11 protein-coding genes are annotated in these 14,499 nt (G+C 59.5%); 7 read left to right on the top strand and 4 right to left on the bottom strand.

Going from position 1 to position 14,499, the window contains the following annotated elements; translation table 11 throughout:
• Nucleotides 1-53: 53 nt before the first annotated feature.
• Nucleotides 54-584 carry a hypothetical protein gene (locus tag E0486_RS14705; protein WP_131853111.1) on the bottom strand — a complete coding sequence of 177 codons (531 nt, stop codon included), beginning with the start codon at nt 582-584 and terminating at the stop codon, nt 54-56.
• Nucleotides 585-648: 64 nt separating this feature from the next.
• On the opposite strand from E0486_RS14705, the gene hutH reads away from it, so the two are divergent.
• The 4 genes from hutH (at nt 649) to E0486_RS14685 (ending at nt 6,875) form a co-directional block, all read left to right on the top strand.
• The gene (gene hutH, locus E0486_RS14700) at nt 649-2,214 is read left to right on the top strand and encodes a histidine ammonia-lyase (RefSeq protein WP_131853109.1); all 1,566 of its coding nucleotides are present in this window, start codon (nt 649-651) and stop codon (nt 2,212-2,214) included.
• Nucleotides 2,215-2,329: 115 nt separating this feature from the next.
• Entirely contained in the window at nt 2,330-4,012 is a 1,683-nt protein-coding gene (gene hutU / locus E0486_RS14695) for a urocanate hydratase (protein ID WP_243697451.1), read from the top strand.
• Nucleotides 4,012-4,497: a DUF1648 domain-containing protein gene (locus tag E0486_RS14690; RefSeq protein WP_131853107.1), complete on the top strand. Its 486-nt coding sequence runs from the start codon at nt 4,012-4,014 to the stop codon at nt 4,495-4,497. The genes hutU and E0486_RS14690 overlap by 1 nt, the downstream gene beginning before the upstream one ends.
• A gap of 152 nt (nt 4,498-4,649) precedes the next feature.
• Nucleotides 4,650-6,875, top strand: a complete 2,226-nt coding sequence (locus E0486_RS14685) for a bifunctional alpha,alpha-trehalose-phosphate synthase (UDP-forming)/trehalose-phosphatase (protein ID WP_131853105.1) — start codon at nt 4,650-4,652, stop codon at nt 6,873-6,875.
• Here E0486_RS14685 and treS read toward each other — a convergent pair.
• A complete protein-coding gene (gene treS / locus E0486_RS14680; protein ID WP_131853103.1) occupies nt 6,855-10,172 on the bottom strand; it encodes a maltose alpha-D-glucosyltransferase in 3,318 nt (1,105 codons plus the stop codon). The genes E0486_RS14685 and treS overlap by 21 nt on opposite strands.
• Nucleotides 10,173-10,432: 260 nt before the next feature.
• Here treS and E0486_RS14675 point away from each other — a divergent pair, with 260 nt between their 5' ends.
• From E0486_RS14675 to E0486_RS14665, 3 genes are all read left to right on the top strand, one after another.
• The gene (locus tag E0486_RS14675) at nt 10,433-10,882 is read left to right on the top strand and encodes an endonuclease domain-containing protein (RefSeq protein WP_207906270.1); all 450 of its coding nucleotides are present in this window, start codon (nt 10,433-10,435) and stop codon (nt 10,880-10,882) included.
• 510 nt (nt 10,883-11,392) lie between these two features.
• Complete coding sequence (gene hutI / locus E0486_RS14670; protein ID WP_131853101.1) at nt 11,393-12,631, top strand: imidazolonepropionase; 1,239 nt, start codon at nt 11,393-11,395, stop codon at nt 12,629-12,631.
• 38 nt (nt 12,632-12,669) lie between these two features.
• Complete coding sequence (locus E0486_RS14665; protein ID WP_131853099.1) at nt 12,670-13,731, top strand: formimidoylglutamase; 1,062 nt, start codon at nt 12,670-12,672, stop codon at nt 13,729-13,731.
• 99 nt (nt 13,732-13,830) lie between these two features.
• On the opposite strand, the gene E0486_RS14660 is transcribed toward E0486_RS14665, so the two are convergent.
• Both E0486_RS14660 and E0486_RS14655 read right to left on the bottom strand, forming a co-directional pair.
• A complete protein-coding gene (locus E0486_RS14660) occupies nt 13,831-14,250 on the bottom strand; it encodes an SH3 domain-containing protein (RefSeq protein ID WP_131853097.1) in 420 nt (139 codons plus the stop codon).
• A gap of 6 nt (nt 14,251-14,256) precedes the next feature.
• Nucleotides 14,257-14,499: BON domain-containing protein (locus E0486_RS14655; RefSeq protein ID WP_131853095.1), on the bottom strand; the 243-nt coding region annotated here is incomplete at its 5' end.

Here is a 14,499-nt window from a genome sequence, read left to right as displayed (position 1 = left end):
GCAAGAATGCGCACATTCCTGCCGAAAGGCAGCAAAGATAGGCTACGACGCCATTATGCCAACTTTCGGGCGGGGGCGAAGCGGAAAGATTCGAAGAAAGCGTCCTGGCGGCGGAAGTCGGTTATGGAGATGTTGCGGATATAAAGGACCGTCACCAGCGTGCCGTCGGTCCAGCCCATGACTTTCCAGTCTTTTCCATCCGCATCCTGCCAGTATTCGCTCATCCCGACGGCGTCGCGACAGGCGCGGTGCTCCAGGCCCGTATCGAGGCCGGTGGTGCATTCGATGCCGTAGTGCGGGTGCAGGTGCTCCATAAAAAGGAAGAGGCGTTGCTCGGCCAGCATCCGGTCCGAAAGGGGGCAGGCCAGGCGGCAGGTGACGAAGCCGTACGTAGCCTTGCCATCGATGCTTTGGCCCGTAAACAGCTCATTACCTTCCGCGTCGTACGACTGGTGCACAAAAGGCGCTTTATAGAATTGAAGAGTGGCGCCGTTGCTGCTGCAGCGGAAGCGGCGGGGTGTATCGTTCTGCGGGGCAAAGCGGCCGAAAAGAGCCGACGTAAGTGCGGTAAACAGGTTGCTCATAGGGCGGATTATGTGGTAAAAGCTTGTCGCTCTAAGTTAAACGTTATTTTCGCTACCCACTGTTATGAGAACTCCATTTTTCTACGGAACGGACGCTTTAAGCGTCGAAAGCGCTCTTTCGCTGGCCGCAGGCCACTCTATCGGCCGATTGGACGAAGCAGCCACGCGGCGGGTACTGCAAAGTCAGAACGACGTGCAGGCCATCGTGCGCGAAGGCCGCACCGTTTACGGCATCAACACCGGCTTTGGCATCCTCGCCGATACGGCCATCAACGAAGAAGACACACGCCTGCTGCAGCATAAGATCCTGCAAAGCCACAGCGTGGGCGTGGGCGATCCCATTCCCGCCGAAGTGGCCAAGCTGATGCTCATCTGCAAGGTGCAGGCCCTCGTGCAGGGCTTTTCGGGCGTGCAGCTCAGCACGCTCGAGCGCATCATCTGGCATATCGAAAACGACGTCATCCCGGTGGTGCCCGAAAAAGGATCGGTGGGTGCTTCCGGCGACCTGGCCCCGCTGGCGCACCTATGCCTCCCGCTGATCGGCCTCGGCGAGGTGTATCATAAAGGTGTGCGCAAGCCGTCGGCGGAAGTGTTGCAGGCCGAAGGCCTCGAGCCCATCGCGCTCGGCCCCAAAGAAGGTCTTGCCCTTATCAACGGCACACAGTTTATCCTGGCCTTTGCGCTTAAGGGCGTACAGCGCCTGCACAATTGCCTGGAAGCCGCCGACATCATTGGTGCGATGAGTTTGGAAGCGCTGACCGGCACGAAGGCGCCGTTCGATGAACGCCTGCACCGGTTGCGCCCGTATGCCGGCAATCTGCTGGTGGCGCAACGCCTCCGCGGTCTCCTCGGCGGATCGGACATTATGCAAAGCCACGTGGATTGCGGCCGTGTGCAGGATCCCTATTCGCTACGCTGCATGCCGCAGGTACACGGCGCTTCGCGCAATGCCTGGCTACACCTGAAAGACCTCACCACGATCGAAGCCAACTCAGTGACCGACAACCCGATCGTGCTGGGAAAAGACGATACCATCAGCGGTGGTAACTTCCACGGGCAACCGCTGGCGCTGCCGCTCGACTACGCCTGCTTCGCCGCCGCCGAGATCGGCAACATCTCCGACCGCCGCTGCTACCTGCTGCTTGAGGGCAAGTGGGGCCTGCCGCTGCTGTTGATGAAGAACGTAGGCCTCAACAGCGGCTTCATGATACCGCAGTATACCACCGCAGCGTTGGTAACCGAAAACAAGACCCTTTGCTTCCCCGCCTCGGCCGACAGTATACCAACTTCGCTCGGGCAGGAAGACCATGTGAGCATGGGCTCCATCAGCGGACGCAAGCTGGGCAAAGTGCTCGATAACCTCGAATATATTCTTGCCATTGAACTGGTGAGCGCGGCCCAGGCGATCGAGTTTCGCCGGCCACTGAAAAGCAGCGTCCTGCTCGAATGTGCGCACGACTACCTGCGGCGCACCGTGGGCTTCGCCGAGGAAGACCGCATCTTCGCCGACGATATTCAGAAGGCCCACCGCATCGTTGCGGACGGCAGCCTTGTTTCTCATGTGAATGAATGCGCCCGCGCCCAGGAAGTTCACCTGAATAAAGGCTTCGATAACTTTACTTTGAAATAGGTTTTTAAGGTTCTTAAAGTTTTTAGGGTTCTAAATGTTGGGCTCTACGGGGAGCCCGAACCCAAAAACAATCAGGACTATCGGAAACTTCAGCACTTAATTAAATGCTTGCTCTATGCCGCAAATGACCCAATCGAAATACGACCCGATTAAATACAAGACGCCCACCGGCACACAGCTCTCCTGCAAAGGCTGGATACAGGAAGCGGCCCTCCGCATGCTGCTCAACAACCTCGACCCGGCAGTGGCCGAGCGCCCCGACGACCTTATTGTCTACGGTGGCCGCGGCAAAGCCGCCCGCAACTTCGAAGCCCTCGACAACATCATCGCCGGCCTCAAGGTGCTTGAAAACGACGAGAGCCTGCTGATCCAGAGCGGCAAGCCGGTAGCCATTCTCAAAACACATAAAGACGCTCCGCGCGTGCTGCTGTCCAACTCGCAGCTTGTGCCCAACTGGGCCAACTGGAAGCACTTCGAGGAACTGGAGCGCAAGGGCCTCATGATGTACGGGCAGATGACCGCCGGCTCGTGGATCTATATTGGCTCGCAGGGTATCGTGCAGGGCACCTATGAAACTTATGCGGCGCTGGCCGACAAGCATTGCAACGGCAGCCTGAAAGGAACGCTCAACGTTACCGCCGGCCTCGGCGGCATGGGCGGCGCCCAGCCGCTGGCCATCACCATGAACGAAGGCGTGGCCCTCGTGGCGGAAGTGGAAAAATGGCGTATTGAAAAGCGCCTTGAAACGCGTTACCTCGACGTCATGATCGAGAACGTGGACGAAGCCATCGATCGCGCACTCGAAGCCAGGCGCAACGGCGAAGCCCTTTCGATCGGCGTGCACTGCAATGCCGTAGAACTACTGGAAAGGCTGCTGGCCCGCGACGTCGTTCCCGACACGCTCACCGACCAAACCTCGGCCCACGACCCGCTGATCGGCTACTGGCCGCACCAACTGAGCGAAGAGCAGGCCCGTGTGCTGCGCACCGAAAACCCACAGCTGTATACCGATTATGCCTACAACTCGATGTACCGCCACGTAGAACTGATGCTCGAGTTGCAGAAGCGCGGCGCCATCACCTTCGATTACGGCAACAACATCCGCGCCCGCGCCAAGGAGCGCGGTCTCGAAAACGCTTTTGATTTCCCCGGCTTCGTGCCCGCCTATATCCGACCGCTGTTCTGCGAAGGCAAAGGCCCCTTCCGCTGGGCGGCGCTGAGCGGCGACCCCGCCGACATCGCCGTCACCGACGAACTCATCGCCAACATGTTTCCCGAGAATGCCTCGCTGCAACGCTGGCTGAAACTCGCCAAAGAGCGCATCGCCTTCCAGGGGCTGCCCGCCCGCATTTGCTGGCTGGGGCAGGGCGAACGCGAAAAAGCGGGACTGGCCTTCAACGAGCTTGTTCGCACGGGTAAGGTGAAAGCCCCGATCGTGATCGGCCGCGACCACCTGGACACCGGCTCCGTGGCTTCGCCCAACCGCGAAACCGAAGCAATGCTGGACGGATCAGACGCCGTTGCCGACTGGCCGATTCTGAATGCGCTGGTGAACACCGCCGGCGGGGCTTCTTGGGTGAGCCTTCACCACGGGGGTGGCGTTGGCATGGGTTATAGCATTCATGCGGGGATGGTCATTGTGGCGGATGGTACTGCCGACGCCCACGAGCGCCTCAAACGGGTGCTGCGCAACGACCCGGGTATGGGGGTCATCCGCCATGCCGACGCCGGCTACGAGATCGCCCGCCGCACCGCCGCCGAGCACGGTCTTGATCTTCAAACCAGAATTCAATCCTGATGGCGGCATCCACGCGTTTATTGGGCTGGCTTTCGGGCGGCCTGCTCCTTTTTTGCTGGCTGATGGTCATCCGCAGCTTTGAGTCGCTGCCAACAACGATCCCGATACATTTCGATGGTGCCGGGAAGCCCGACAACTGGGCGCCAAAGGCGGGCATCTGGGTGCTGCCCGTGCTGGCCAGCGCGCTCTATGGCCTCTTTTCGTTGTTGTACCGCTATGCCGATCGGCTGCCGCAAAAAGCCGGCACCGGCGACCGGCAGGCAAACCTGGGATTACTCCGCGCATTCTTCCTGCAGTTACGTTTCGCGATCGTGCTGGTGATGGCGCTCGGCATTTTTTACAGTCTGCAGGCAGCCTTGGGAAAGGCCAGCACAGAACCAGGAGGGTTGGTGCCGTTTATCACGCTGGTGTTGCTGGCGCCGACGCTGCTGCTGCTGTTTCGCATGCTCCGTACACGGCCCCGGAAGCCTGCCCAGAAGGGGTAGGCCGCGGAGCGCCTGAGGGTCCGAAAGCAACCATCAGCGTCAGCGAATCGGTCGTTTTCATACGTTTCTGCAAAAAAAGACGGAGCGGGCCATACCGGTTTAGCATTGCCCGGCGCCAGGTGCGGTGGCGTAATTTTTGGACGAGCTTTGGCATGGCAAGACTGATTGTGGTTTCCAACCGGCTGCCCTATTCGTTGGAACGCGTAGAGGGCCGGCTGCAGGTTCGCCAGAGCTCAGGCGGACTGGTATCGGCGATCAAAAGTTTTTTCGAGAAGGAAGAGCACCGGGATTTCGATGCCCGTATTTGGGTGGGAAGTGTAGATGCCGCACGCGCCGACTGGCAGGAAGCGACCGATAAAGGCGCCTTCCCGCCTGGATTCGGCATCGAGGCCGTGTTTCCGCCCAGGGAACAATACGACCGCTATTACAACGGCTTTTCGAATGCCACGCTCTGGCCGTTGTTTCACTATTTTCCGCAGCTGGCAGAGTTCCACGGCGACGATTTCGACGCTTACCTGCAGGTGAATGCGCTCTTTGCCGAACGGATCGCGGAAATCTACCGTCCCGGCGACGTGGTGTGGGTGCACGACTACCAGCTGATGCTGCTGCCGCAACTGTTGCGCCGCCGCCTCAACGATGCCACGATTGGCTTTTTCCTGCACATCCCGTTTCCGTCCTACGAGATCTTCCGCCTGCTGCCCACGGCCTGGAAGACACTGCTGCTGCAGGGCCTTCTTGGCGCCGACCTGCTGGGATTTCATACCTACGATTACGTGCAGCATTTCATCCAGTCAGCCAAAATGGTGTTGAAGCTCGAAAACCAGTTCAATGTACTGTACTACGACAACCGGCTTATTCGGGTGGACATGTTCCCGATCGGGATCGACTACCAGAAGTTCCGCGATGCCCTGCTCAACGAGCTGTCCACCCGTATTTCTACGGGGCTGGAGGAAAAGTTCCGGGGGCAGAAGATCATTTTTTCGATAGACCGACTTGATTATACCAAGGGCCTCAGCTACCGGCTCGAAGGCTTTCACGAATTCCTGCAGCGCTATCCTGAATGGCACGGCAAGGTGGTGTTCATTTTCAACATCATCCCCTCGCGCGCCAACATTGCCTCGTATGCGGAAATGCGTCGCCAGATCGAACAGCAGGTGAGTACCATCAACGGGACTTTTTCCTCCTTGCACTGGCAGCCGCTGATGTACCGTTATAACCACCTCAGCTTCGAGGAGTTGTGCGCCCTGTACCAATCGGCCGACGTGGCGCTCATCACCCCGCTGCGTGACGGTATGAACCTCGTGGCGAAGGAATACGTCGCCTCCTGCCTCGACAAGGGAGTGTTGATCCTGAGCGAGCTCACCGGGGCCGCTTCCGAGCTGAGTGAAGCGGTGCTGGTGAATCCCACCGATACCACCGAGGTGGCCGAAGCCATTCATCTGGCGCTGACGATGCCGCTCACCGAGCAGCGCAACCGCCTGAGCTTTATGCAGCGGCGCCTCGCCGCTTACGACGTGCAGCACTGGATCGACGATAACCTTGAAAGCTTATTTGAAGTAAAGAAAGAACAGGAGCAGGAACAGTCCAACTTCCTCGATGGACCGACAACGCAATTGCTGCTGGAAGAATTCGGCGCCGCGTCGAAGCGCTGCATCCTGCTGGATTACGACGGAACGCTGGCCCCTTATGCCAAGCTGCCTTCGATGGCCGTTCCGAGCAAGGAAGTATTGCAGTTGCTCGAAGAGCTGGGTAACCTGCCGAACACCGAAGTAGTGATCATCTCCGGCCGCGACCCGGAAACGCTGCATGGCTGGCTGGGCAAGCTGCCGCTGGGACTTGTAGCCGAACACGGCGCCTACATCCGCTACCGGGGTGACGCCGATTGGCAATCGCAGGTCTCAATGTCGCCGGAATGGAAAGGGGAGATCCGCCCGCTGATGGAACTGTTCGTCACGCGTTGCGTGGGCTCGTTCATTGAAGAAAAGCACAACACGCTCGCCTGGCACTACCGCAACACGCACCCCGACCTGGGCTTCAGCCGTTCGCGCGAGCTGCGCAACAGCCTGCTGCAGCTGACCACCAACACAGCGCTGCAGGTGATCGATGGGAATAAAGTGCTGGAGGTGCGGCTTATCGGCATCGACAAGGGAACGGCTTCGCAAAAGGTGCTGGACCATTTCGCCCCCGACTTCATGCTGTGTATCGGCGACGACACCACCGACGAGGATATGTTCCGCGTATTGCGCGACAAAGCCGTAACCATCCGTGTAGGGAAAAACAAAACGGCCGCCCGGTACAACCTCTGGGCGCAGAGTGCCGTGCTGCCGTTGTTAAGAAAGTTCCTGCAGCCGCGCTCCTCAGCCGTCACCGACCGTTGAGGCGGTTTGCGCAAATACCGAGTCGATAAGGTACAGCGGTCCCAGCACCCGGTCGCCGCCGGACTGGAGGTCCTGTGCCAGGTGGCGCAGCGAGCGTTCAACCAGGAACGTGTGCAGCAGCATCGTGCAGTCTTCGGCGTCTTTGGGCAGGAAGGCTTCCTCCTTTACGCAATCGAAATAAGCGCGCAGGAAAAAGCCGCTCATCAGGTAGGCCCAGCGCTCGGCATAGGGCAGGTACGCTTCCCCGTCGCCGGTCATGTGCCCGCTGTTGGCGAAACCGTCGAAGGTGGCGTTGTAAATGCCGGCCACCATCTGTGCCAGGTCGCGCACGGGCGAGCGTTTGATGCGCCGTTCGGAGAAGCTTTTGAATATGTTTCCGCCAAAGTCGTACAGGACAATGTCTTTCCCGGTGAGCAGCACCTTGTACAGGTCGAACGAACCGTGCGTACGCACTTTTACCACGTCGAGCTTGTGGTCATACACCCGCTTCAGCAGTCCGAGCAGTTCGGTGCGACGCCCGAGCAGCGTCCGTATTTTTACGGCTGCCGGCTCCGGGAGGTTTTCCGATCGGTTCATTTGGTGGTAGGCATCCCGCACCAGCGACACCATCGAGGAGAAAAGCGAGCGCTGGTAATGGAGGGAGAAGTCTTCCGGTGCAAATTCTTTCTGGGCGTGGTTGCGGGCAAAGGCCTTGTGCATTTGGGCAGTGCGCTCACCGAGCAGGCGCATCAGCTCCGCACCACGCCCCCCCAGCAGGTCCTGCATCACTTCGGGCAACTCGTCGATCGCAACGGGCTTCGACCAGGGCTGCAGTTCGTATTCGAGCAGTACCGACGCATTGGGCCGTGCGAGCAGGCGCTCAATGAAGTTGTTGACCCGTTCACGCATGTAATCGTAGCCGTTTCCATGATTGTCCACAAGCTCCTGCACGATGGCCAGCACCATGCGTCCGCGGCCCGATTGCCATTCCGCCGACCCGAAGTACGTTGGCGTATACGGGAAGCCGGCCTCCAGCGACAGGTAGCGGTTCAGCTCCACGTCGGGGTTGGTGAAGAACTCCACCTTCCGGTACCACTTCAGGAACAGGCGGTTGTCGTATACGATCGATGTATTGAATTTATTCTGCTCAAACAGTCGGGGCGTGGATTCTTCCCAGTTGTAACGTGACAGTTCTTCCACCGCGTCGAAAAACACGGTGCCGTCATCGAGCTTCAATTGCTCGCTTTGCACGAAGCGCCGCAGCAGCGAACGCTGGAGTCCTTTGAGGTAGAAGGCATCACAAAGCATGGAGCCTTCGCCGGCACCCTGCACGTGTGCAATGACCGCATCGGGATGGGTCGCCGCCAGCTCGCGGCCCGTATCCGGCGACACGATGCTCACCGCCAGCTGGTACCATTCGGGCAAACCGCTTTCATAAGCCACCTCCAGCAGGAGCCACCAGGCACGCCGGCCATTCTCTTCCAGCACGTAGTGATCCGTGATGGTCAGGCTGTACACAGTGCGGTGCCGACCGGCAAACCAAGGGCGGCTGAACACGTAGGCCGGCAGGATGTCCTGCTCGAGCTGCGTCCGCTCAAAGGCATCGAGGATGCCGTTGCCCTGGATCTCCAGGGTTGGAATGGTGCGCTCCTCGTCGGCGCGGGTACGCACCTTCTCCAGCTGGAACCACTGGAACGAGTGCGGCGCCATTGTGAAGAAATAAGGCACGTCTTCTTTCACCGCCGGGAACTTATTGCGGCTGAACAGCTCCACGGGCTGATAGCCTTTGAACGGTCGCAGGTCGATCTCGGCCGGCTGCGCGTATTTCGAGAGGTTGACCACCACGAGGATCGTCTCTTCCTCGAAGGTGCGGGTGAAGGCCAGCACCTTGGGATTTTCAACGTTGAGAAACTGCATGTCGCCGCGGCTGAACGCCTTGAAGGAACGGCGCAGCGAGATGAGCCGCTTCATGAACCAGAACAGCGAAGAGGTGTTGCGCTGCTGCATCTCCACGTTCACGGATTCGTAGGAATACTCCGGATCGAGGATCACGGGGAGGTAGAGCTGGTGTGGGTTGGCCTCCGAGAAGCCGGCGTTGCGGTCGGCCGACCACTGCATCGGTGTGCGGACGCCATCGCGGTCGCCGAGGTAGAAGTTATCGCCCATGCCGATCTCGTCGCCATAATACAGCACGGGCGTGCCGGGCAGGGAGAAGAGGAGCGAGTTCATCAGCTCGATCTTGCGGCGGTTGTTGTCCATCAACGGCGCGAGGCGGTGGCGGATACCGAGGTTGATGCGCGCTTTGGGATCCTTTGCATACACCTTGTACATAAAGTCGCGCTCCTCGTCGGTGACCATTTCGAGCGTCAGCTCGTCGTGGTTGCGGAGGAACATCGCCCACTGGCAATTCTCGGGGATGGCGGGCGTTTGCTCAAAGATATCGGTGATGGGGTAGCGGTCTTCCTGCTGCACGGCCATGAACATGCGGGGCATTACCGGGAAGTGGTAGTTCATGTGGCACTCGTCGCCATCGCCGAAGTAGGAGGCGGCTTCTTCGGGCCACATATTGGCCTCGGCCAGAAAGAGCGTCCCGGGAAATTTTTGATCCACATGCGCGCGCAGGCGTTTGAGGAAGGCGTGGGTCTCGGCGAGGTTTTCGCCGTTGGTGCCTTCCCGTTCGTATAAATACGGGATCGCGTCGAGGCGGAACCCGTCCACACCCATGGCGCACCAGTAATCCATGACGTTGAAGATCTCCTGCTGCACCTGCGGGTTATCGAAGTTGAGATCGGGCTGGTGGTGAAAGAAGCGGTGCCAGTAGTATTGCTGGGCCACCGGGTCCCAGGTCCAGTTGGAGGCCTCGAAGTCCTGGAAGATGATCCGGACGTCTTTGTATTGCGTCGGGTCGTCGGACCAGACGTAGTAGTCGCGTTCGGGCGAGCCTTTGGGGGCGTGGCGGGCGCGCTGGAACCAGGGGTGCTGGTCGGACGTGTGGTTGACCACCAGTTCGGTGATGACCTTGAGGCCGCGGCGGTGGGCTTCGTCGAGGAAGGATTTGAACTGTTCGAGGTCGCCATAGCGGGGGTTGATGCTATAGTAGTCGGCGATGTCGTAGCCGTCGTCGCGGAGGGGTGAGGGGTAGAAGGGGAGTACCCAGATGGCCGTAACGCCGAGTTCCTGGAGGTAGTCGAGCTTTTCGAGGAGGCCTCCGAAGTCGCCGATGCCGTCGCCGTTGGAGTCGCGGAAGGCTTTGATATGGAGTTCGTAGATGACCGCGTCTTTGTACCAGAGGAGGTCATTAGGGGTTTGTGTTGGCATAGATAGATGGAGTCGCTGGGGGGAGCGTAGAAAAAATCGTTCCGGGACGGGCCGGGCCGACCCATCCCCCAGCCCCTTCCCGAAGGGAAGGGGAGCAGACCACACCCCCGACCCCTCTCCAAAGGAGAGGGGAGTTTCCCTCACCCCTTTATCCCCTCTCCGGGAAATTCAATGATCCGCCGGCCAAGGTACACGTCCGGCACGGGCCCGCCCTGATGTTTTAAACACCAAAGCCCCAGAAAAATCCCCGGAAAACCGGCGTGTTTCCCTTTGTTTCCGGGCAAGGCAGGCGGTTGTTTTGCCCTATGAAAGCACCCGGACGCCACTACGCCTACCATCATTCTTCCTACCGGAAATACCGGAATCGCCTCGCCTTTGCCCGCGAAAACCGGCACAACCCGACAGAAGCTGAAAATCTGCTCTGGCAGGAGCTCCGCGGCCGCCACCTGGGCGGCTACAAGTTCCGCCGCCAGCATGTGATCGGGATTTACATTGTTGATTTCGTTTGCCTGCAACGCGCACTGGTGGTGGAAATTGATGGCGAGGTGCATGACGAAGGAGAAAACCCGCAACGGGACAAGGATCGCACGGCCGATCTCGAGGCAGCCGGGTTCGAGGTCATCCGTTTCACCAACGACGAAGTGATCAACCAGACAGAATGGGTCTGCTTCCGGATCCTGAACCGGCTGAAAGGACACCCCCCTTTGTAAAGGGCGACTCCCCGGTACGTGATGTTAAGCCAGTGCATCTGGTGGAGAGGGGGTAGGGGGTGAGGTTTTTTCCCCTCTCCTTTGGAGAGGGGCCAGGGGTGAGGTTGGTTCCCCCTTCCCTTTGGGAAGGGGGTTAGGGGGATGGGTCCGCCAGGGGGCAACGCCCCACATTCCACAACCCCCTGACTACCACCCTCTTAACCCCATAAAATCCGTAGCATACCAACCGCCATTCTCCGGCTACCACCCTACGCACCGTACGATGCCACCCGGAAATCTCCCTACACCACCCTACGCACCGTAGGATGCCCCCCGGAAATTCCCGGACGGCATCCTACGCACCGTAGCCTCCCCACCCGAAAACGCCGAACGGCATCCTACGCCTCGTAGCCGGTCACCCGGAAAACACCGGGTACCATCCTACGCACCGTAGCGCCCCTTCCCGGTTTTTACGGCCAGGAAGGACTCCTACTATGGATCCATAGCCGATAATCGGCTACATTAGCCCCCATGGATGTACTGATCACCAACATCAAGCAACTCGTCAATACCCGCACTATAGACGGGCCGCTACGCAGCGCGGCCTTATCCGAATTGCCGGTTGTCAACGACGCCTACCTCGTCTGCGAGGGCGGCCGCATCGCCGAGTTCGGCCCGATGAGCGCGCTTCGCCAGAAACCGGCAGACTTCCGCACCCATATCGACGCCACCGGCCGCTTCCTGCTGCCCGCCTGGGTCGATAGCCACACCCACCTCGTGTTCGCCGGCAGCCGGGAGTCGGAGTTCGTCGACAAGATCCGCGGGCTCAGCTATGCCGAGATCGCGGCCCGCGGCGGCGGCATTCTCAACTCGGCCCGCGTGCTCCACGAAACTTCCGAGGACGAGCTGTTCCGACAATCCTGGACCCGCCTGCAGGAGGTAACGCGCCTCGGCACCGGTACCCTCGAGATCAAAAGCGGCTATGGCCTGACGGTGGAGGGCGAACTGAAAATGCTGCGCGTGATCCGGCGCCTCCGGGAAAAGAGCGGGATCGATATCCGCGCCACCTTTCTCGGCGCCCACAGCTTTCCCGCCGAGTACCGCGACGACCGCGAAGGCTACATCCGCCTTCTCATAGAGGAAATGCTGCCACGTGTTGCCGCCGAAGGGCTCGCCGATTATATCGACGTGTTTTGCGAAGAAGGCTTTTTCACCCCGGAGCAGACGATCCGTATTTGTTCGGCCGGCAAAGCGCTCGGCCTGAAGCCGCGGCTGCACGCCAACCAGCTCGCCGTATCGGGTGGGGTGGAGGCCGGCATTGCCGTCGGCGCCCTGTCGGTAGACCACCTCGAAAGCATGGACGATGCAGCCACGCAAGCACTCGCTGCTTCCGGCACCATCGGCACCCTGCTGCCCACGGCCGCCTATTTTCTCCGCATGCCGTTCCAACCGGCCCGCCGTCTCATCGACGCCGGCTGCGCCATCGCCCTCGCTTCCGACTTCAACCCTGGCTCTTCGCCCTCGGGAAATATGAACGGCGTAGTATCAATGGCCTGCATCGGCATGAAGCTGCTGCCCGAAGAAGCGATCAACGCCGCCACCGTCAACGCGGCGGTTGCGTTGGAGCTGCACCGTGAGGTCGGTTCGATCGCGGTGGGGAAAAAAGCACAGCTCATTTTAACGCAACCGATACCGTCTTTGGCGTACCTTCCTTACGCCTTCGGCAGCAACCTCATCGAAACCGTGCTGCTGAACGGAACACCCATATGATACAGGAACAAACTTTGACCGCAAAGCCATCTACAACAATGCAAACACCTCATTTCCGCTTCTATACCAAGAACGATATCCTGGCCCTCACAAAGATCCGCCGCTTTGAAACAAAGCTGGGCGAACAGGTGCACGTGCTCACCGAAGACCACGGCCCCGAAGCGTTCCAGAAGATCGATGCACGCTACGTGGTGCTCGGCATTCCCGAAGACATCGGCGTTCAGGCCAATGCAGGCACCGGCGGCGCAGCTACCGGCTGGACGGCGTTCCTGCACTCCTTCCTCAATATCCAGAGCAACGACTTCCTCACCGGCGACGACATCTGCGTGGCCGGTCACTTCGACTTCAGCGATATGCAAAAGCTGATCGAGGCAAACGCGCAAAGCGAGGACGAGCGCATCGAGGCGTTTCGCCATGCCGTCAATACCATCGATGAAGAGGTGGAAAAAATTGTGAAGGCGATCGTGAGTTCCGGAAAGGTGCCGGTGGTGATTGGTGGCGGTCACAATAATGCATACCCGCTATTGAAGGGCAGTGCCAAAGGCCTGCACCAGGACCTGCAGATCGGCCTGCCCCAGATCAACGCCATCAACCTCGATGCCCACACCGATTACAGGCCCGCCGAAGGACGCCACAGCGGCAATGGATTCCGTTATGCCGAAGACGACGGATTCCTCCAGAAGTATTGCGTGGTGGGGATACACGAAAATTACCTGCAGCAAAATGTCTGGGTCGACATCGTCAACAACCCGTTTTTCGACTGCATTACGTACGAGGACATTTTTATCCACGGCAAACGCACGTTCCAGCAAGCCATTGCGCACGCCATTGAGTTTACCGACGACACCTGGTGCGGCATCGAGGTCGACCTCGACGCCGTGCAGGGCGCCCTCACGAGTGCGGCTACGCCATCGGGACTGCTGCCGTTACATGCGCGCCAGTTTATTAACCTCTGCGCCGGCAACGCCAAATGCGCCTACCTCCACATCTGCGAAGGGGCGGTACGTCTTTCGAATGGAAGAACAGATGAGTCCACCGGGAAGCTGATCGCCTACCTCGTGTCGGATTTCATCAAGATGCATTCCGCGGAGAAGCAATAAAATAGTTGGAGGCTTGTAGTTGGTAGTTGGCTGGCGAACGAAAAGAATCGGACGCCGCATTGCGGAACTACAAACTACAAACCACCCACTACAAACTTCTTACTCCGGCGACAGGTACTGCGCCGACGCATAACCCTCCACACCGTTGCTGGTGCGCACCAGCCACCACTGTTCGTTGGCCTTGCTGATGAGGGTCACGTAATCATTGTGCGCCGCCTTGCCCACCACCTGCTGGTCGGTGCCGGGGCCCTTGCGGATGTTGAGGTTCGACTCCTGCGTGGTCACCTTGGCACGGCTGCCCGCAGCCGACGCCCCCACGTTGACGTCGAGCACGAGGTCGCCGGCGCGGAAGTCAGGATCGATCTCGTTGTAGATCTGCCAGAGCTGGTCTTTTACCTGCCCGTTCGGCGCCTCCCCGTCGATGTACAAAACGTTGTTCTGCTCGCGTACTGCCAAGTTGCGCACGCCGGCCTGCTGAGCGGCCTGCACAAGGCGCCCGTATTTCTCCTGTACTGCCATAGCTGCTTATTTGATGGTTAACTGATTGTTGACCTTGCGCGGGTTCATCGCCTGTACGGCCTGCATGAGGCGGGGTAGACGTTCGCGCTCAACCGTGCCCGTAAGCGTTACCTCGCCGTTGCTGACGGTCGCCTGCACGTTCGGGTAATCTTTCGTCACTGCCGGGAGCCGCTGCCGCAGCGAATCATCGGCGGAGATGGTCACCGGCTGGTTCACCGGCGGATTCGTGGTGGTCTCCTGGCCCGGGTA

This window comes from Flaviaesturariibacter aridisoli (assembly GCF_004343705.1).
GTDB lineage: Bacteria > Bacteroidota > Bacteroidia > Chitinophagales > Chitinophagaceae > Flavisolibacter > Flavisolibacter aridisoli.
Note: the sequence above shows the minus strand (reverse complement) of the source record. Positions and strands in the feature narration are given on the sequence as shown.

Bases quoted from the DNA above. Each gene is read 5' to 3' on its own strand.
- hutU (WP_243697451.1), top strand. From the start codon at position 2,330: ATGCCGCAAATGACCCAATCGAAATACGACCCGATTAAATACAAGACG.
- hutH (WP_131853109.1), top strand. From the start codon at position 649: ATGAGAACTCCATTTTTCTACGGAACGGACGCTTTAAGCGTCGAAAGC.
- treS (WP_131853103.1), bottom strand. From the start codon at position 10,172: ATGCCAACACAAACCCCTAATGACCTCCTCTGGTACAAAGACGCGGTC.
- E0486_RS14665 (WP_131853099.1), top strand. From the start codon at position 12,670: ATGCAAACACCTCATTTCCGCTTCTATACCAAGAACGATATCCTGGCC.
- hutI (WP_131853101.1), top strand. From the start codon at position 11,393: ATGGATGTACTGATCACCAACATCAAGCAACTCGTCAATACCCGCACT.
- E0486_RS14660 (WP_131853097.1), bottom strand. From the start codon at position 14,250: ATGGCAGTACAGGAGAAATACGGGCGCCTTGTGCAGGCCGCTCAGCAG.
- E0486_RS14685 (WP_131853105.1), top strand. From the start codon at position 4,650: ATGGCAAGACTGATTGTGGTTTCCAACCGGCTGCCCTATTCGTTGGAA.
- E0486_RS14690 (WP_131853107.1), top strand. From the start codon at position 4,012: ATGGCGGCATCCACGCGTTTATTGGGCTGGCTTTCGGGCGGCCTGCTC.
- E0486_RS14705 (WP_131853111.1), bottom strand. From the start codon at position 584: ATGAGCAACCTGTTTACCGCACTTACGTCGGCTCTTTTCGGCCGCTTT.